Origin of the sequence: Streptomyces phaeoluteigriseus, from assembly GCF_001896135.2 — a bacterium.
Taxonomy (GTDB): Bacteria; Actinomycetota; Actinomycetes; order Streptomycetales; family Streptomycetaceae; genus Streptomyces; species Streptomyces phaeoluteigriseus.
The window spans coordinates 1-18,214 of sequence record NZ_MPOH02000011.1; the positions used below are offsets into that span (position 1 = coordinate 1).

16 protein-coding genes are annotated in these 18,214 nt (G+C 74.2%); 10 read left to right on the forward strand and 6 right to left on the reverse strand.

Going from position 1 to position 18,214, the window contains the following annotated elements; translation table 11 throughout:
• The 7 genes from BM536_RS43965 to BM536_RS11215 all read left to right on the forward strand — a co-directional run.
• On the forward strand, positions 1 to 1,020 hold a 1,020-nt coding region (locus tag BM536_RS43965; RefSeq protein WP_281258561.1), incomplete at its 5' end, for an SAV_2336 N-terminal domain-related protein.
• A gap of 870 nt (positions 1,021 to 1,890) precedes the next feature.
• Positions 1,891 to 2,973 (forward strand): HAD family hydrolase, encoded by a 1,083-nt coding sequence (locus tag BM536_RS11190; RefSeq protein WP_143650894.1) that lies wholly within the window; start codon positions 1,891 to 1,893, stop codon positions 2,971 to 2,973.
• Positions 2,974 to 3,168: 195 nt separating this feature from the next.
• Positions 3,169 to 4,206: a rod shape-determining protein gene (locus BM536_RS11195; protein WP_094102880.1), complete on the forward strand. Its 1,038-nt coding sequence runs from the start codon at positions 3,169 to 3,171 to the stop codon at positions 4,204 to 4,206.
• Between the two features lie 255 nt (positions 4,207 to 4,461).
• Positions 4,462 to 5,592 carry a beta-ketoacyl synthase N-terminal-like domain-containing protein gene (locus BM536_RS11200; RefSeq protein WP_245873436.1) on the forward strand — a complete coding sequence of 377 codons (1,131 nt, stop codon included), beginning with the start codon at positions 4,462 to 4,464 and terminating at the stop codon, positions 5,590 to 5,592.
• A 274-nt stretch (positions 5,593 to 5,866) separates the two neighbouring features.
• Positions 5,867 to 6,136, forward strand: a complete 270-nt coding sequence (locus tag BM536_RS11205) for a hypothetical protein (protein WP_094102881.1) — start codon at positions 5,867 to 5,869, stop codon at positions 6,134 to 6,136.
• Between the two features lie 11 nt (positions 6,137 to 6,147).
• Positions 6,148 to 7,533: a class I adenylate-forming enzyme family protein gene (locus tag BM536_RS11210; RefSeq protein ID WP_073498574.1), complete on the forward strand. Its 1,386-nt coding sequence runs from the start codon at positions 6,148 to 6,150 to the stop codon at positions 7,531 to 7,533.
• Positions 7,530 to 8,252: a thioesterase II family protein gene (locus BM536_RS11215; RefSeq protein ID WP_094102882.1), complete on the forward strand. Its 723-nt coding sequence runs from the start codon at positions 7,530 to 7,532 to the stop codon at positions 8,250 to 8,252. The genes BM536_RS11210 and BM536_RS11215 overlap by 4 nt, the downstream gene beginning before the upstream one ends.
• Positions 8,253 to 8,341: 89 nt before the next feature.
• Here BM536_RS11215 and BM536_RS11220 read toward each other — a convergent pair whose 3' ends face one another.
• The 6 genes from BM536_RS11220 to BM536_RS11245 form a co-directional block, all read right to left on the reverse strand.
• Positions 8,342 to 9,184, reverse strand: coding sequence for a hypothetical protein (locus tag BM536_RS11220; protein ID WP_073498565.1), 843 nt, complete (start codon positions 9,182 to 9,184; stop codon positions 8,342 to 8,344).
• A complete protein-coding gene (locus BM536_RS11225; protein WP_143650896.1) occupies positions 9,181 to 10,224 on the reverse strand; it encodes a methyltransferase in 1,044 nt (347 codons plus the stop codon). Before BM536_RS11225 ends, BM536_RS11220 begins: the two co-directional genes overlap by 4 nt.
• Positions 10,225 to 10,283: 59 nt before the next feature.
• The gene (locus tag BM536_RS11230; protein ID WP_073498569.1) at positions 10,284 to 11,345 is read right to left on the reverse strand and encodes a pyridoxal phosphate-dependent aminotransferase; all 1,062 of its coding nucleotides are present in this window, start codon (positions 11,343 to 11,345) and stop codon (positions 10,284 to 10,286) included.
• Positions 11,342 to 11,728 carry a cupin domain-containing protein gene (locus BM536_RS11235; RefSeq protein WP_073498570.1) on the reverse strand — a complete coding sequence of 129 codons (387 nt, stop codon included), beginning with the start codon at positions 11,726 to 11,728 and terminating at the stop codon, positions 11,342 to 11,344. Before BM536_RS11235 ends, BM536_RS11230 begins: the two co-directional genes overlap by 4 nt.
• Positions 11,728 to 12,801, reverse strand: a complete 1,074-nt coding sequence (locus BM536_RS11240) for an SAM-dependent methyltransferase (protein WP_245873438.1) — start codon at positions 12,799 to 12,801, stop codon at positions 11,728 to 11,730. The genes BM536_RS11235 and BM536_RS11240 overlap by 1 nt, the downstream gene beginning before the upstream one ends.
• Before the next feature lie 71 nt (positions 12,802 to 12,872).
• Entirely contained in the window at positions 12,873 to 13,256 is a 384-nt protein-coding gene (locus tag BM536_RS11245) for an acyl carrier protein (protein WP_143650898.1), read from the reverse strand.
• A gap of 659 nt (positions 13,257 to 13,915) precedes the next feature.
• Between BM536_RS11245 and BM536_RS11250 the strand changes: the two genes are divergently transcribed.
• From BM536_RS11250 to BM536_RS11260, 3 genes are all read left to right on the forward strand, one after another.
• A complete protein-coding gene (locus BM536_RS11250) occupies positions 13,916 to 15,058 on the forward strand; it encodes a ketopantoate reductase family protein (RefSeq protein ID WP_158086521.1) in 1,143 nt (380 codons plus the stop codon).
• Entirely contained in the window at positions 15,055 to 15,351 is a 297-nt protein-coding gene (locus tag BM536_RS11255; RefSeq protein ID WP_073500040.1) for an acyl carrier protein, read from the forward strand. Before BM536_RS11250 ends, BM536_RS11255 begins: the two co-directional genes overlap by 4 nt.
• The coding region (locus BM536_RS11260; RefSeq protein ID WP_143650900.1) for a non-ribosomal peptide synthetase at positions 15,348 to 18,214 on the forward strand (2,867 nt) is incomplete at its 3' end. The genes BM536_RS11255 and BM536_RS11260, both read left to right, overlap by 4 nt.

An 18,214-nucleotide genomic window follows, 5' to 3' on the forward strand; every position in this document is an offset into this window, starting at 1 on the left:
CTCGCCCTCCAGCGCGCCCTGCGCCCGCTGAAGCGCACGGTGCCGGCGGCCCGCGCCCGGCTCCTGGACGAGCGGGCGACGGCCGACCGCATCGCCCGGCTCGGCGCGCACCCGGACGTCTGGCTGCCCGTGCTGCGCCCGGCGCGCGAACGCTGGCTGCGCCTCGCCCTCGTGCACGACACCGGCCCGACCATGCCGGTCTGGCGTCCCCTCGTGCGCGAACTGCACACCGTGCTGGCCCAGTCGGGCATCTTCCGCACGGTCACGCTCCACCCGGCCGGTCCCGACGGCCGCGCCGGACACGTGCCCGACCCGGCGGACGGGCGCACCCTCACCCTGGTCGTCAGCGACTGCATGGGCCCGCAGTGGCGCCCCGGCCCGGCGGGCGCCCGCTGGTACGCCACCCTGCGGCACTGGGCGTCCCGGATGCCGCTGGCCGTCGTACAGCCGCTGCCGGAACACCTGTGGCCCACCACGGCGCTGCCGGCCGAACCGGGCGTGCTGTCCTCCCCCGGCGCGGCGGCCCCGCCCGCAACCCTCGCCTTCGCCCCCTACGACCCCGACGCCACCCGGCCGCACCCGGCCGCGTTCCCCCTGCCGGTCCTGGAAGCGGGCGCCCCCTGGCTCGCCCACTGGGCGGCGCTGGTGGCCGGCCCCGGCGGCGCGCACACCCCGGGCGCGGCGGCCTGGCTGTCCCCGGCCGCCGCCCGAGCAGGACCGGGCCGCCGATCCGGCGCGTCTGCCCGCCCAGGACCTGGTGCTGCGGTTCCGCGCCACCGCCTCCCCCGAGGCCTTCCGCCTCGCCGGGCACCTGGCCCTGGCCGACCCTTCCGTTCCGGTGATGCGCCTGGTGCAGCGCGCGGTGGAGCGCGACCCGCGCCCGCAGCATCTCGCCGAGGTGATCCTCAGCGGCATGCTCACCGCGGTCCCGGGCCCGCCCGGCTCGTACGCCTTCCGCCCCGGAGTCGGCGAACTGCTCCAGCGCACCCTCCCCCGCACCGCGCGCGGTCGCACCCGTGACCTGCTGGAACGGATGGGCCGCCTCATCGACGAACGGGCGGGCCTCGCCGCGGGGGAGTTCCGCGCACGGACCGGCACCGGGAGCGGGGGGACGGCGTTCGCGACGGTCAGCGAGGAGACGGTACGGCGGCTGGGCGCGGGCGCCGAGGACGCCGTACGGCACGGGCGGGAGAAGCCGGAGCGGACCGGCCCGGAGCAGGTGAGCGGCGGCCCGGACAGCACGGCGGCCCGGCCCACCCTCCTCTTCGAGACCGACACCGATCTCGGCACCCGCCCCGAGGCGCGGATCAGCCTGGAGTACGCCGTCCACCAGGTCCTCTCGCGCGGCGGTCTGACGCCGCAGCAGTACGAGGTGCTGGTACGGCCCGACGGCTACCGCGTCCGCGTCGACCCCGAGGTCTTCCTGCTGCCGGTCCTGGCGGCGGCCCTGCGCTGGCTGCCCGGTCCGCTGACCGACCGGGCGGAGGCACCGCGGCTGCGGGTGACGTTCCAGGACGGACTCCAGGACGGACTCCAGGACGGGCAGGAAGCCCCGCCCACGCCCCCGCAGACGTCCGCCCCGGTGCTGGTGCTCGTCCCGCCCGCCCTCTACGAGGCCTTCGCCGACAGTTCCGCCGCCGCCGGGCCGCACCGCTTCCGCCCCCTGTACGGCGCCGCGCCCGACGCCCCGCCGCTCGCCTGGTACTGCCCGCTGCCCGCGCCGCGCGCCGAGGAGGAGCGGGATCTGGTGCGCGGGCCGTTCATCGCCAGGGACCCGGAGCGGCCGGGCATACCCGTGCCGGGCCGTCCGCCGTCGTGCACCTGTGGTGCGGCGGCCCGCTCACCCTCCTCGACCCGGCCGGTCCGCACGTCGGACGGCCGGCGCGGCCGATGACGTACTACGAGGTCGACCTCACCCCGCAGCACGCCAGCCGGCCGGTGTCGCTGCCGAGTTCGGGCAAGGGCGAGTTCGTGGGGACCGCCGAGCTGACCTGGTGGGTCGAGGACCCGGTGGCCTTCGTACGGGCGGAGACCACGCGGGTCGCGGACCGGCTCCTCGCCCATCTGCTGGAGACCGCGCCGCGCGTCACCCGGCATCACTCGCCGCGCCGCGCGGCCGGGGCGCAGCGCGCGCTGGACACGCGGTTGGGCAGGTGGCCGGTGCCGGGTCTCGCGGTGCGTTGCACGGTGCGGCTGGCCCCGGAGTGGGCGCCGCCGCCCGGGTCACCGTCGGCGGCCCCGACGACGGCGTCCTCACCGACCGGGCTGCTCACGGGCGCCGAAGCCGTGCTGCTCGGCTTCGACGGTCCGGTGACCCGGCTGTTCACCGCCCCGGCGGCGCGCAAGGCCGCACTGGACCTGCTGGCGGTCGCCGCCGCTCAGCGAGACCCGCGGGACACACACGACGCACAGGGCACGCGGGACACGCGGGACACGCGGGACACGTCGGAGGTTCCGGCCGCGCGGGAGTCGCTCACGCATCCGCTGGACGTACTGCGCGTCTACGCCCGCGACCGGATCGGACCGCTGCTCCGGGCCCGCCTGGACGAACTGGAACTGGCGGCCGTCCCGCACGCGCCGACCACCCACAACGCCGTCGCCCTGGTACGCGCGCTGCACGAGTCGGGGCGGCGGGTGGCCGTGGTGACCGACGTGAGCGAGGAGGCCGTACGCCGCTATGTGGAGCCGTACCGGCTGCCGTTGGACGGGATCCACGGGCGCTGCCCGCATCCGGCGCCGCTCATGCCCGACCCCGAGTGTCTGCTACGGGCTCTGCGGTCGCTGGGCGTCGGGGCGGACGCCGGTGTGCTGATCGGGTCCACGGTGGCGGAGCTGACCGCCGCCCAGCAGGCGGGGCTGCGGTTCGTCGGCCTCGCGCGCAATCCGACCGTGGAACAGGACCTGCGGGCGGCGGGGTGCCGGGTGACCGTGCGGTCGCTGACGGAGGTGCTGGCGGCGGCGCGGGCACGGTAGAGGTCCGTCCGCGGGCGCCGGCCGGGCCCCATACGGGAGAGGTCCGTCCGCGGGCGCCGGACGCCGGCCGGGCCCCCATTCGGCGGCTCCCCGCCCGGCCCCCTCCAGCGGGCGCCCGTCCGCCCGCCCCCGCACGATGCGAGGGAGGCCGCGACCCGGCGGCCGCCACGGTCTGCGCTCCCGGGAGGACCTGCCATGACCACCAGTCTGGAGCAGCTGCGCCGCTGCCACTTCGCCGTCGACCTCGGCGCGGCGCGGACGCGGGTGTACGTCAAGGGGGCCGGCCTCGTCGTCGACCAGCCGTCCGCCGCCGCCGTGAACACCCGTACCGGGGCGCTGATCGCCGTCGGCGAGTTCGCCGAGAGGATGACCGGCCGCACCCCGCACTACATCCGGGTCGTCCGCCCGGTCTCCGGCGGCACGGTCGTCGACATCGAGATGGCCCAGCGCATGCTGCGGCACCTGATCGGCGACAAGGTCCGCCGCCAGTTGCGTCGAAAGCCGTTCCTGCGGGCCGCCGCCTGCACCCCGCACGACGCCGACCCGCTGGCCCAGCGCGCGGCCATCGAGACGCTCGTCGGGCTCGGCGCCCGGCGCGTCGAACTCGTCGACACCCTGATCGCCGCCGCCGTCGGCTGCGGGCTGCCCGTGGAGCGGCCCGAAGCCACCATGATCATGGTGTGCGGGGCGGCCGCCACCCAGGTCGCCGTCCTCTCCCTCGGCTCCATCGTGACCGCCGAGCGCATCCCCGTCGGCGGCGAGGCCGTGGACCACGCGATCGTCCAGCACCTGCGCCACGAACACGAGTTGATGCTCCCGAGCCAGTCCGTACGGCCGCTGCAACTGGCCCTGTCCGGCAACGGCCTCACCCCGCAGGGCCCGACCTCCACGGAGATCCACGGCAGGGACGTCGCCACCGGCCTGGCCCGGACCGTGCAGGTCGACACCGCGGCCGTACGGGACGCCATCGAGACCCCGCTGACGGCCGTCCTCGACGGCATCGGACGGGTGCTGCGGGTCTGCCCGCCCGACCTGGTCGCCGACCTCGTCGACCGCGGGATCATGATGGTCGGCGGCTCCGCCCTGCTGCCCGGTTTCGACCAGATGCTCCGCGAGGCCACGGGCATGCCGGTGCACATCGCCGAACGGCCCGACATCTGCGCCGCCCAGGGCCTGGGCGCCATGCTGGAGGGCAGGATCGCGCCGCTGACGCTCGACCCGATCGCCACCTGACCACCCCGGCCGCCGCCCCGGCCGCCACCCCTGGCCCTGCCACCACCCAGGGCCCTGCCCCTCCCGCGGCCACCACCCCTACTGGTGCCGGTACTCCCTTGCCACTCCTGAACTCCTTCGTTAAAATGTGATTACATTCTGCAAATAAAGTTCGGTTGGCTAATCAGGGGCGTACAGAGTTTCGCTCAGAGCATTTTCTCGGAGCACTTGGGGGATCAATTGGGGGATTTCCTCATAGCCGACCGCGATCGGGCCGTGTGCATCACCGGAACAGGCTGGACGACCGCCCTGGGCGACGACGTCGACGCGGTGTGGCAGCAGCTGATGAACGGTCGCAGCGGGGTCCGCCCCGGCGTCCGGTCCTTACCGGGCGACGGCGGGCCGTCCGCCCCGGCCGCGGCCTTCCTGCCGGACGGCGGACCGTCCGGTCCCCCGTCCGAGCGCCAGGTCTCCCTGGCGGTGACCACCGCGACCGCCGCCCTGCGCGACGCCGGCTGCCCGGCCGCCGACGTCGGCACACTCGTCCTCGGCAGCAGCCTCGGCCCACACCTGGACGACGCCGCGGACATCTCCCCGCACACCCTGACCGCCACCGTCGCCGAGCGCCTGGGCGTGGCACGGTCGGCCTCGGTGAGCACCGCCTGCTCCTCCGGCGCCGACGCCGTCCTGGCCGGAGCCGCCCTGATCGCCGGCGGTGGGGCGGACCGCTGTCTGTGCGGCGGCATCGACCTGCTGACCGAGGGCAAGCTCCTGGGCCACCGGGCGCTCGGCACCCTGTCGGCCTCCGGCACCGTCCGTCCCTTCGGCACCGACCGCGACGGCACCCTCTTCGGCGAGGGCGCCGGCTTCCTGCTGCTGGAGTCCCGGGCCTCGGCCGTGGCACGCGGCGCCCGGATCCTGGGCGAGGTGCGCGGCTGGGGCGCCTCCAACGACGGCACCGGCCCCACCGCCCCCGACGAGACCGGGGCCGGCGCGGTCCTGGCCGTGCGGCGCGCCCTGGCCCGGGCCGCGGCCGATGCCCGGGACATCGCGGTGATCAACGCCCACGGCACCGGCACGCGCGCCAACGACACGGCGGAGGCCGCCTGCTACCGCACCGTCTTCGGCCCCGGGTCCGACGCCGTGGTCTTCGCCACCAAGCCCGCCTTCGGCCACACCCTGGGCGCCACCGGCGCCCTGGAGGCCATCGCCCTGCTCCTCGCGCTGCGCCACCGCGCCGTGCCCCCGCTGCCCACCACCCGCACCGTCATGCCGGAGCTGCCACTGGCCCTGGCGGCGGACCGCCCGCGGGACGTCACCGGCTCCCTGGGCATCAGCCTCACCCTCGGCTTCGGCGGCTTCAACACCTGTCTGTTGCTGGAGCGCGCCGAAGGAGAAGCCGCGTGAACGAGGCCGAGTGGTGCCCCGCGGGCGCCCGTGTCACCGGCTCCGCCACCGTCGAGACCGACGACCCGAACACGGCCCCGCGCCGCGTCCCCGGCGTGTACGCCGACCCCGTGGCGTGGCTGATGACCGAGGCCGTCGCGGCCGCGCTGGAGGCCTGCGGCGACGCCGCGCCCGAGCACCCCGGGGAGGTGGGGGTCGTCGGGGTGAGCGAGCAGGCCACGGTCCGCACGCTGCGCGCGCTCGCCGACGCGCCTCGCGCGGCCGGATCTCCCCCATGCGCTTCGCCGGCGCCGGACCGGGCTCCGTCGTCGGCGTCGTCTGCTCGGCTTTCGGCCTCCACGGCCCGGTGTCGATGCTGCCCATGCCCCTCGCGCCGGCCGTGCCGCTGGTCAGGGCCCTGTGCGGCGACTGGCTGCTCGGCGACCCGCCCAGCGCCACACACGTCCTGGTCGTCACCCACGGCACGACCGACGAAGGCAAGCACCAGGCGCACTGCCTGGTCGTCAGTGGGCCGACGCCCACGCGGAGGCCCCGGAGAACATGACCGTGCAGAACATGACGGACCAGCACCTGGACCCCACCGTCGTCAGTGACTTCCTCGGCCGGATCGAGGAGGCCTCCCCCACGCAGGACCCCGGCCCCACCGGGCTGCCCGCCCTGGTGGACCGGCTCGCGGCGCTGCCCGCCCCACCGGGCGCGGTCGTCGTGATCGCCCTGCCCAACGGCATCCGCGCCCTGCGGTTCTTCTTCGCCGTCTCCCTGGCCGGGCACACGCCCGTGCTGCTCTCCCCCTCCACCCCGGTCGACCGGGTCCGGGAGGTGGCCCGCGAACTGGGGGCCTGCGCGCTGGTCAGGGCGGCGATCCGGACCGAGGGCGTCACCGGCGTCACCCGGGCCGGCGGTGCCGAGCTGGGCGTCTTCACCGACTGGCCGTACCGGCACCACGGACCCGGCCACGTGATCCTGATGAGTTCCGGCACCTCAGGCATGGCCACCGGCTGCCTGCACTCCCTGGACGCGCTACTGCGCAACGCCCGCCGACACGGCCGGTCCATCGGCCAGCGCGCCGAGGACACCGCCCTCGTCAGCCTGCCCGTCTACTACTCCTTCGCGCTGGTCGCGCAGGTCCTCGGCGGCCTGGTGCGGGGCTCGCGCCTGGTCCTGGCGGGTCCGCCGTTCTCGGTGGCCGACTACCTGTCCACGGTCGCCGGCCGGGGCGTCACCCTCTCCTCGCTCACCCCGAGCCTGGTGAAGGCCGTCGTCACCGCCGGCGGCGAACTCCCCGCCCCGCTGCGCACGCTCACCGTCGGCGGGCAGGCCCTCGACCCGTCGTACGTGTCCCGGCTGCTGAAGCTCAACCCCGAGACGGGGCTGTACGTCACCTACGGGCTGACCGAGGCCGGCCCGCGGGTGTCCACGCTCGCCGCCCACCGGGAGCCTCCGCACCGGCACGGCTCGGTGGGCCTGCCGCTGGACGGCGTCGAGGTGCTCACCCGGCCCGCCGGCACCGGGGAGCGGGAACTGCTCGTACGCTCCGACACCGTCTACCGCCGCCGCGTCGGCGAGGCCGCGCCCTCCAAGCGGGGCGACCTGATCGAGCCCGGCCTGCTGGCCACCGGCGACATGGGGCACGTCGACGACGACGGGTACGTGTACGTCCACGGCCGCTCGTCGGACTTCGCGGTGGTGCGCGGCGAGAAGGTGTCGACGGCGACCGTGCGCCGGGCCGCCGAGTCGCTGCCCGGCGTGGTCCGCGCCACGATCAGGATCGCCACGGGCGACGACGACTCCGCCGTCCTCGAACTGGACGTCTACGTCGACGACGCCGTACCGCCCTCCGAGGCCGAGGTGCGCCGACGGCTGCGGTCCCTGCTGACCCGCAACGAACTGCCGCTGACGGTGCGGATCAAGCCGCTGCGCGCCGGCGAGCACCACAAGTGAGCGCGCCGGAGCCGCTCACCCTGTACTGCGTACCGCACGCGGGCGGCTCCGCGCGCAGCTTCGTGCGCTGGCGGCGCGAGCTGCCGGCCGGGCTGCGGGCGCAGCCGCTGGAGATCGCGGGCAAGGGCCTGCGTTCGCGCGAGCCGCGGGCGGCGACCCTGCGGGAGGCAGCCGCCGACCTCGCCCACCGCGTCGACCCGCCGGGCCGCTACGCGCTCCTCGGGCACAGCATGGGCGGCCTCCTCGCCTACGAGACGGCCCTGGCGCTGGACGCCCTGGGGCGGCCCGGTCCCGAGTTCGTCGTCGTCGCCGCGACCCGGCCCCCGCACCTGCTCGGCCACTCCCCCTACGGCCCGCTGCTGGCCGTGGGCGACGACGACGCCCTGCTCGACGCGCTCGCCGCGCACGGCCGCATTCCCCAGGAGGTGCGCCGGTCCCCGATGCGGCACCAGTTCGTCCCGGTGATCCGCGGCGACCTGGCGCTGCTGGCCGGCCACCGCCCCGACCCCGGCCCGCGCCCCCTGCCGGGCGACCTCGTGACCTGGTACGGCACCGGCGACCCGGACACCCCGCCCGAGGTGATGGCCGGCTGGCGGCACTACACGGAGGGCGTCCACCTCAGCGAGGGCTTCGACGGCGGGCACTTCTTCCCGCACGAGCGCTTCGAGGAGGTCGCCGCCCGGCTGCTGGAGCTGGCACGGCGGCGAGCGGACCGCTGACCGGAGTCGGCGGCCCGCTCGCGACACGGCCGGATCGGCGCTGCTGATCAGCGCTGCCGCTGACCAGTCCTGTGGATCAGCGCTGTGGATCAGTGCTGCACCGGGCACCCACCGCCGCCGCCGCGCACCGGGGCGTCGGTGTCGTGCCGGGTGCCCAGCAGCCAGTACGCCTCGTCCGCGGCCCGCCACAGCTCGGGGAAGAGCGCGAGCTGCGAACGCGCCTCCAGGGTGGCCAGGGACCGGCCGCCCAGGCTCTGCGGGAGTTCCTGCCCGTCGCTGTCCTTGCGCAGGCCCGGCTGACCGCCCAGCTGCGACCACACCATGATCAGGTGGTGCTGCTTCCAGCCGAGGACGCTGCCGTCCAGGCGCAGCATCGCCTCCCGGACGAGGGCCAGGGACTGCGACTCGGCCGAGTGCGGGCCGTCGTAGCCGTCGTCCTGCTGGGCGATGACGTCCTGGAGGGACAGGCCGGCCCGCTCCACCGCCTGCTCGTAGGCCTTCCACACCGGGCGGGCCACCCGGCGCAGGTTGCGGTAGCCCGGCGAGTCCAGGCCGGTGGCGTCCTCGGGGAGGGCGTTGCGCATCGTGAGCAGGCTGTGCTGCGGCAGGTGGTCGGTGAGCAGCCGCACCGCCTGGACGGTCACCTCGCTGAGCCCGGTGGCCCGGTCGAACAGCCGCACCGCCTGCGGGAACCGGTCCTTGTCCAGGTGGGCGGCGGCCCGGCGCAGCTCGTAGTGGACCTGCACCCAGGCGTACTCGGTGATGAGGTGGGTGACCTGGAAGAACCGCTGGTCGGGGTGGTTGGTCTCGCTCTCCGGCACCAGCGCGCCGAGGGCGTCGGTGAGGCGCAGGACGCTCTCGTAGTTGCTGCCCCGGTCGAAGTCGTACGACAGCAGGGCGTTGGGCTCGTCGGGGTTCAGTGACCGCTTCACCTGTTCCCCTCCCGGGTGAACTCGACCAGCCAGTGGCCGGGCAGCTCGAACTTCCTCGTGTCGGTGAGGGCGAGGCCGACGCCGGAGCCGAGGTCGCGCAGGTCGGCCAGGCTGCGCTCGCGGCCGCCGAGCAGGACCAGCATCAGCAGGTCGGCGTAGCTCGCCATCACGGGGTCCTTGCCGCTGTCCAGGAGCCGCTCGACCACCACGACCCGGCCGCCGGGGGCGAGGGCTTCGGCGCACCGGCCGAGGATGCGGCCGGCGTCCCGGTCGCTCCAGTTGTGCAGCGTGTTGGCGATCAGGTAGACGTCGCCGCCGGCCGGCATGGGTTCGAAGAAGTTGCCCGCGACCAGGTCGCAGCGGTCGGCGACCGGGGCGAGGGTGCCCTTGGCCTCGGTGACGACGCTCTCCAGCTCCAGCAGCGTGCCGCGCAGCGACGGGTACTCGGTGAGCAGCTTCAGCAGCAGGGAGCCGTTGCCGCCGCCGACGTCGACGACGTGCCCCACCGACGCCCAGTCGTAGAGACGGGCCAGTTCCGGGACGAGCCGGTTGGCGATCCGGGCGATGCCCGTGTTGAAGGACCTCTCGATGTCCGGGTGGGCCTCCAGGTCCTCCCAGAAGGGCCGTCCGTGCGCCTGCTCGTACACCGGCAGGCCGGTGCGCACGGCGTCCATGAGCCGCGCGACGGCCGGTTCGAAGCGGGCCTCCATGGGTCGGCTGGGGTCCTCGTAGTCGAGCCAGCGGCGCAGGTTGCCCGGGTGGTCGCTGAGCAGCACCCGGCCCACGTCGGTCAGGTCGTACGCCTTGCCCGGGGTGCCGGGGGTCTCGGTCTCCGTGAAGAGGCCGAGGAGGCTGACGTAGTGCAGGACTCGGCCCAGGGACTGCTCGTCGGTGCCGGTCTCGGCGGCCAGGGCGGACACGGTCCGGTGCCCCTGCTCGACCAGATCGGGCAGGCCGAGCGTCGCGGTCACCCGCACGGCGGTGGGGGTGAACCCCGAGCCCAGGGCGAGGATCGTGTTCAACGGGTCTTGACGGAACACTGGAGTAGCTCCTTGTCCTTCTCGTTCAGTAAATGTCCGCCGGATTTCCCGGGCCGCATTCAGGGGTTTTCCTCGATCGTGTCGAGGGCGTCGAGGAACCGCACGAGATTCTCCTGGGTGCCGAGCGACGTGCGCACGTATCCCGGGAATCCGAACAGTCCGGCATTGCGAACGAGAATGCCGAAATCGGCGGCGAGGCGATCCTGTGCGAGGGCGCAGTCGCGGGCCGCGACCGCGACGAAGTTGGTCACGGAGGGCAGGTGGCCGCGGCCCCGCCGGTCCAGTTCCCCGGTGAACCAGCGCCGCCGCTCCTCGGTGGACCGGCGCACTCCCGCGAGGAAGTCCCGGTCGCCGAGGGCGCTGATCGCCGCCGCCTGCGCGAGGCGGTTCACGCTGAAGGGCAGGGCGCGCAGGGCCTGCCGCAGCTCGGCGATCAGTGCGGGCGGGCCGACGGCGTAGCCGACGCGCAGCGCGGCCAGCCCGTAGGCCTTGGAGAAGGTGCGCAGCGCGACCACCGGTGCGCCGCCGTCCAGCAGGTCGCGGACCTGCGGGGTGTCCGGGCCGGCGAACTCCATGTAGGCCTCGTCGCACACCAGCGGGACCCCGCCGCGCGCGCAGGCGTCGACCAGCGCGGTCAGTTCCTCGCGGGTGAGGGCGGCGCCGCTGGGGTTGTGCGGGTTGCACAGGTAGCCGATCCCGTGTGCGGGCAGCCGCGCGGCGAACGCGTCGGCGTCGACGGCCGTGCCGTCCAGCGCCACGGTGGTGCAGCCGCGCCGGGTCAGCTCCAGGCAGGCGCGGTAGCCGGGGAAGGTGCCGTCGGTGACGAGGCCGGGTCGGTCGCGGTCGCCCAGGGCGAGGGCGGTGGCCAGGACGAGTTCGTCGCTGCCGTTGGCGACGGCGATGTGGTCCGGGGTGACGTCCCAGTGCCCGGCGAGGGCGTGGACCAGTTCGCGGCGCTCGGGGTCCGGGTAGACGTTCACCCGGCCCAGTTCGCGCTCGGCCGCCAGCAGGGCGGCCTTGCTGGCGCCGTGCGGGCTCTCGCTGAGGTGCAGCCGGATCAGGTCGTCGGCGCCGGGGACGCTCGCGTTGAACGTCTTCCCGGGGGCGGGGGCCCCGCTCACAGACGGTCCCCCAGCAGGACGCCGAAGCAGTAGCTGCCGACCTCGGCCTCCAGCGTCAGGAAGCAGTGCTCGCTGCCGGCCGGGATCCGCATCACGGCCGGCGAGACCAGTTCGTGCCGTCGGCCGTCGAGCTGGACCTCGATGCGGGCGCCCCCCTTGTTCGGGGACACCAGCAGGTACAGCTCGTCGACCGGGTGGGTGTGCGGCGCGGCGACGGGTTTGCCGACCAGGGCGCTGAGTTCGCCGCCCGCGAGCTGCACGGGCAGGCCGCCGAACATGTCGGCGGTGAGGTAGAAGGGCGCGGGCTGGTGGTGCCCGGCCACGGCGAGGGGGATGGGCAGGTCCTCGACGATCTCGGGATCGGCCGGACATCGCTCGCTCATCACTGGGCCTCCAGGACGAACAGGTAGGTGTGGGGAGCGCCGAAGGGAATCGTGCGGCGCAGGTGCAGCCCGCCCTCGTGGAAGAGGTTCTCGTACTCCTCGCGCGTGTAGATGGGCACGCCCATCAGGGCGTGGGCCAGCTCGAAGCCGCTGGAGAAGACCGGCAGCTCCTCCCCCTCGCCGCGCGGGCGGACGGTGGTGTCGGCGAGCAGGAAGGTGTGCGCGTGCGGGAACGCCTTGCGCAGCGCCGGGATGACGTCCGTCCGGGTGCCGGGGTCGACGAGCAGGTCGTGCAGGAACATGAAGCTCATGGCGACGTCCACCTGGTCGGCGCCCTCGATGCGGCGGCCCCGGAAGAGGACGTCGAGGACGTCGGCGCAGATCGGCCGGACGCGGTCGGTCAGCTCGTGGCGCTCGACGGTGCCGGCGGCCAGATCGGTGGCCGAGGCGCTGATGTCCAGGCCGATGCCGCGCGTGCCGGGACGGGACTTGACGAGTCGGCAGACGCGCTCGCTGATGCCGCTGCCGAGGTCGGCGAGGACGGAGAAGTCGAGCGCGGCGATCTGCTCGTCGAGGATGTGCCGCATCATCGCCAGGTCGGCCTGGGCCGAGCCGAGCGCCACCATGGCCTCGTCGCGCAGGACGTCCCGGCCGAAGACGCGTTCTCCGCGGGTGATGGCCGCGGCGTTGGCGAACACGTCGTGGTATCCGCCCACGCCCCAGGTGAAGAACCCTATTTTGCGGCGCAGTTCGCTCCAGGCCGGGGTGGGTGTCACCCGGTCGCCGGTCACGGTGAGGTACCCGAACGCCTCCGCCGCGGACAGCAGTCGGCGGAACACTGTCTCGTCGAGCTGATGCAGCCGGGAGTATTCGGCCACGTCGAGCCGGCCGGTCCCGTCGAACCAGGCGAACAGGCCCAGCCGTTCGAGGGCGAAGACGACGTTCGTCGAGATGAATCCGTTGAACGCGGTGTCGGCGTCGAGCGGGATCTTCGCGTCTCCTCGCCAGTCGGCCGGGGGGAAAACGCTTTCGTCCAACTCGTGGAGACCGTCGCGGGAAACGGGAGCAGTCACAGGAAGGGCCTTCCTTGTCTCAGGCGATGCCGACGTGGGGTCGGGGCCGGCGTGCGGTCGGTGCCGACTGATCACGCGAGGGGGGAGGTGGCGGCGGCACGTTCCACCGCTGCCGCCAGTTCGCGCACGGTGGGGTGATCGAAGAACAGCCGGTTGGGCAGTCGGACACCGAGCTTCCGGCGCAGCCGAATGAGCACCTGAGTGGCCTTCAGAGAATGGCCGCCCGCTTCGATGAAAGGGGTGTCGTCGTCGAAGTCGTCATGACCGAGAACCTCGATCCACGCGGCTCTGACCTGGTCCGTCATGGCCCGGACCGGCGGGGTCACGGGCGGTTCGGAAAACTGTTCCGAATGGTGCCCGGAATTCGGTTCGGGACGTGTTCTCACACCGCTGTCAGGACGTGTTGTCACACCGTCGTCATTCAAAAGGGATTCCCCCGTGTCGTCGCGGATCACGGTTGTTCGCCGCGGCTGCGGCGCAGCCCGGTCACCGACCCGCGCATGGGCATGGTCGTATGGCTTTCTCTGTTGCTGGACCCCCGTGGGAAAGGACGCACGACCGGTGGCCGACCGGTCGGTCTCTGAGGTGAATGCTCACCATGGCGGCCAGATTGCCGCTATCGGAGCGTAGGCAGCAGACATCGAGCCGGTCAAGGGGCGATTGTCGGCCAGTCCCGGCCCACGTCAGAGACCTTGGGCCAACGCTTTTACTTTGCGTTTCAACCAAGGAAGCAACCACGTGTACCGGCCAACCGCTTGACCGAAAAGAAGGTTGACGGCCGAAAGTCGGCGCACCTACGGTCGGTGAGTCGTATGTGAACGCAGTATTTCAGCGGCTGCGCTCGAGGTAGAGAGATTCGGCGCTACAGGGGGAATGATCTACGCCGCCACGGGGGAGTAGTAACGATCAGTCGGTCGGCCCAGACCACCGTCCGAGATTTTTCCGCACTTCTATGACACTTCGATCGGCGACCGCCCGACCAGCGGCCGACTGATCTCCTTCAGGCCGTTGCGGCCTTTCCTTTCCCTCTTCGGTTCTCCTCCGCCCTGCCCGCATACTCGGCGCGGGCGTGCGGGACACCGGAATTCGTCACGAGATGCATCAAGGAAGCGTGTTGAGGCATGCGATTCTGGGCGCCGGCGGAGTCGGACTCGCCCTCGGGGCGGCACTCGCCCGCGGGGGCCACGACGTCACGCTGGTCATGCGGGAGTCCTCGCGAGCCCGCTACTGCGGAGTGATCGACGTCCACAGCGGACTGCGGGGCGACCACCGCGTCGCGGCACGCGGGGTGGACCGGCTCGACGAGCAGGTGGACGTCCTGTGGGTGACCGTCAAGGCACCGGCCCTGCGCGCCGCGCTGGACCGCGTCGGCCCGCGGTCGGCCCCGCACTCGGTCGTCCCCCTGCTCAACGGGCTCGACCACCCGCGGCTGCTGCGGGAGCGCTTCGGCCCCCGCCAACTGGTCGGCGCGATCCGCATCGAGGCGGAGCGCACGGCCCCCGGGAAGGTCACCTGGCACTCCCTGTTCGCCGAGGTCAGCCTGGCGGCGGACGACGGCGGGCGCCCCGGGAACCACTCCCCGCACGACAACGGCCGCCCCGGACACCGCACCCCGCACGACAACGGCCGCCCCGAAGCCGACCCCCCACACGACGACGAACGCCCCGGAGCCCATCCCCCACGCGACGGCCGGAGCCCCCGGACACCGCACCCGCGGGCCGGTCCCACCGCCCACCCCGATCCCCACCCCACCGCCCACCCGAACCCCCGCCTCAGCGCCCTGGCCGAGGCCCTCGCCGACGCCGGGATCGGCTGCGTCCCGGAGCGGGACCCGGCGAGCGTCCTGTGGCGCAAGCTGGTCCTGCTGCTGCCACTCGCCCTGGCCACCACCGCGGCCGACGGCCCGCTCGGTGTCGTACGCCGGCAGCCCGCCCTGCTGTCCCTGCTGCGGGACACCGCCCGGGAGGCCTGCGCCGTCGCGGCGGCCGACAGCGTCGCCGTCGACGAACGGAACCTGCTGCACACCCTGGACACCCTGCCCGGCCGGACCGACACCTCCCTGCACCGGGACGTCGCCGCCGGCGTCCGGCCGACCGAACTCACCGCGCTCACCGAACCGGTGCTGCGCCGCGCCCGCGACCGGCACGTGGCCGTGCCGGCGATCGCTGAACTGGCGCGCCGGGCAGCGGAACGGGAGCTGCGGGCGCAGATACCCGCGCCGCACGGATCCACCTACCGCAAGGGAGAAACGTCATGACAGTCGGTTCGGGCGACACGCTGGAAGCGACCCTCAAGGAGATCCTCGTCGAGGACCTGTTCCTCGACCTGCCCGCCGAGCGCATCGGGGACGACGACGGCCTCCAGGACGTCCTGGGCCTGGACTCCCTCGGCTTCGTGGAACTGCGCGCCCAGTGCGAGCAGCGATTCGGCGTGAAGATCACGGACGCCGAGTTCACCCCGCTCCACTTCCGCTCGGTGCGCACGGTGGCCGACCTGGTGCGCACCCTGCGCGCGCAGACCACCGGCGAGCATGTGGCGGTCCCCAAGTGAGGGAACCGGCCTCCTCCGAGCAACTGGACGTCTGGCTCGCCTGTCAGCGCGAACCCGAGTCCGACCGCTACAACGTCACCGTCGACCTCGAGTTCACCCCCGCCGTCGACGTACCGGCGCTGCGGGCCGCGCTCGGCGACGTCCTGCGCGCCCACCCGGCGCTGCGCGGCGCCTTCCTCACCGAGGGCGGCGAACTGTGGCGCACCACCGAGACCGACCCGCCCCCGGCGTTCGTCACCGAGCGGCTCCCCGGCCGCTACGAGCGCGCCGAGGCCCTCGCCCGCGCGGTCGTCGCCGGCCGCGCGCCGTTCGACCTGGCCACCGCCCCGCTGCTGCGGGCGACCCTGTTGACCGGCGACGGCGGCGCCCTGCTCGCCGTCACCATGCACCACATCGTGTCCGACGGCTGGTCCAGCCGGATCCTCGCCGAGGACCTGGTGGCGGCGTACCGCTCCCGGGCGACGGGCGGGCCGGGCCTCCTCCCGCGCGAGGCGCCCGACCCCGACCCGGCGGACCGGGCGGCTTCCGACGCCGACGCCGAGGCGTACTGGACCTCCGTGCTGCGCGACGCCCCCGCCTCCCTCGCGCCCCCGCACGACCTGGTGCCCGAGGACGGGTTCCCGGGCCCCTCCGGCCAGGTGGAGGTGCTGCTGCCGGACGAGGTCGACGCGGGCGTCCAGGCCCTGGCGGCCGCCGACCGCGGCTCCCCCGCCGTGGTGCTGCTCGCCGCCTGGTCCGTGCTGCTGCACGCCTGGGCCGGTGAGCCCGAGGGCACCTTCGGGATGGTCTTCGCCGGCCGCCGGGACGCCGACGCCGAGCGCGTCGACCTGTTCAGCCGCGCCCTGCCGATGCGCGACCGTCCGGAGCCCGGGGAGCGATTCCGCGACGTGGCGGCCCGGTTGCGCGAGCGGATGCTCGACGCGATGGAGCACGCGCACCTGCCGGTACGGCGGTTGCGCGAGATCCGCAGCGAGCAGGCCGACGGTCCGGGCACGGAGCGGACGGTGTTCATGTACACCCCCGCCTACGAGGACGAGTGGCAGGCCGGCGGGGCGACCGTCCGCCGCTTCGACCACCCGGACGAGACGACGAAGTACGAGTTCTCGGTCAACGTGCTGGAGGGCTCGGCCGGGACCCGGCTGTGCGTCTACTACGACACCGCCCGCTACCGCCGCGCCAGCGCCGAGCTGTTCGCCGAGGAGCTGTGCGAGCTGCTGGCCCGCGCGGTGGCCGACCCGGACAGCACCTGCGCCGATCTGCTGGCCGCCTGCGACCCCGGCCTCTCCGAGGTCGCCGCGCAGGGCGCACCCGTCACGGCGTCGGTCCCCCGCATCCCCGAGCTGGTCCTGCGGCACGCCGCCGCCCGTCCGGACGCCGTCGCCGTACGCCACGGCGAACACACCCTCACCTACGGCGAACTCGCCGGCCGGGCGGGCGAGGTGGCCGGCTGGCTGCGCGGGCGGGGCGTCGGGCGCGGCGACACCGTGGCCCTGCTGCTGAACCCCGGCGTCGACACCCCGGTGTTCTGGCTGGCCGCCGCCCTGGCCGGGGCCGCCTACCTGCCGCTCGACCCCGCCTACCCGCAGGCCCAGCTCCAGCTGATCGTGGACGACGCCCGCCCGGCGGTCCTCGTCGTCGACCCGGACTGCGGGCACCGCGTCGAGGTGCCGCAGGGCACCGCCGTCCAGGTCGGCGAGGCGCTGGCGCTGGCCCGCGGCCTGCCGGCTCCCGAGACCGCGCACGACGACGCCGCGACGCTCTGCGTGCTCTACACCTCCGGCACCACCGGCCGGCCCAAAGGCGTCGTCCTGCCGCACCGCGGACTGGCCCGGCTCCTGGACCGGCCCGACTTCATCCCGCTGGACGAGACGGACGTCGTCGCGCAGCTGTGCCCGCTCAACTTCGACGGCGCCAGCTACGAGATCTGGGGCGCCCTCGCCCACGGCGCGGAACTCGTCGTCCTCGACAAGCACCTGGTGCTCAGCCCCCGCGAGCTGCGCACCGTGGTGCGGGCGCGCGGGATCACCACGCTGCTGGTGACGACACCGCTGCTCAACCGGATCATCGAGGACGCCCCCGACACGCTCCAGTCGCTGCGGCGCGTCTACTTCGGCGGCGAGCTGATCTCCGTACGGCACATGCGCCGGGCGCTGCGCTGGAGCCGTCCGGGCGTCCTGCTGCACAGCTACGGCCCCACCGAGAACTCCTTCACCTCGACCTGGTTCCCCGTCACCGACCTCGCGCCGAACGCCCGGACCGTCCCCATCGGCCGGCCGGTGCCCGGCACCGAGGTACGGGTGGTGCAGGAGGGCGGCACCCGCCCGGTCCCGCGCGGGGTACCCGGCGAACTCCTGCTCGGCGGCGTGGGTCTGGCGGACGGCTACCTCGGGTTGCCCGGCCTCACCTCCGACCGGTTCGTCACCGACGGCACGGCGCGTCTGTACCGCACCGGGGACCGGGTGCGCTGGACGCCCGAGGGCCTGCTGGAGTTCATCGGCCGCGACGACAACCAGGTGAAGATCCGCAGCCAGCGCGTCGAACTCGGCGAGGTCGAGGCGGTGCTGGACGCCCACCCGGCCGTCGAGTCGGTCTTCGTCACCACCCGCGTCAACGGGCGCGGCGAGAAGGAGATCGTCGCCTACGCGGTCGCCGCGCCCGGCACGGACGCCGGCGACATCACCCGGCACGCCAAACTGCGGCTGCCCGCCTTCGCCGTCCCCAGTCACCTGGTGCTCGTCGACGCGCTCCCGCTCACCCCGACCGGCAAGATCGACCGGCGCCGCCTGCCCGACGCCGGGCCCGAGGCGAGGCCGCCCGCCACCGCCACCGCCCGACCGGCTCGCCGTCCTGGCCGGGCGCGGTG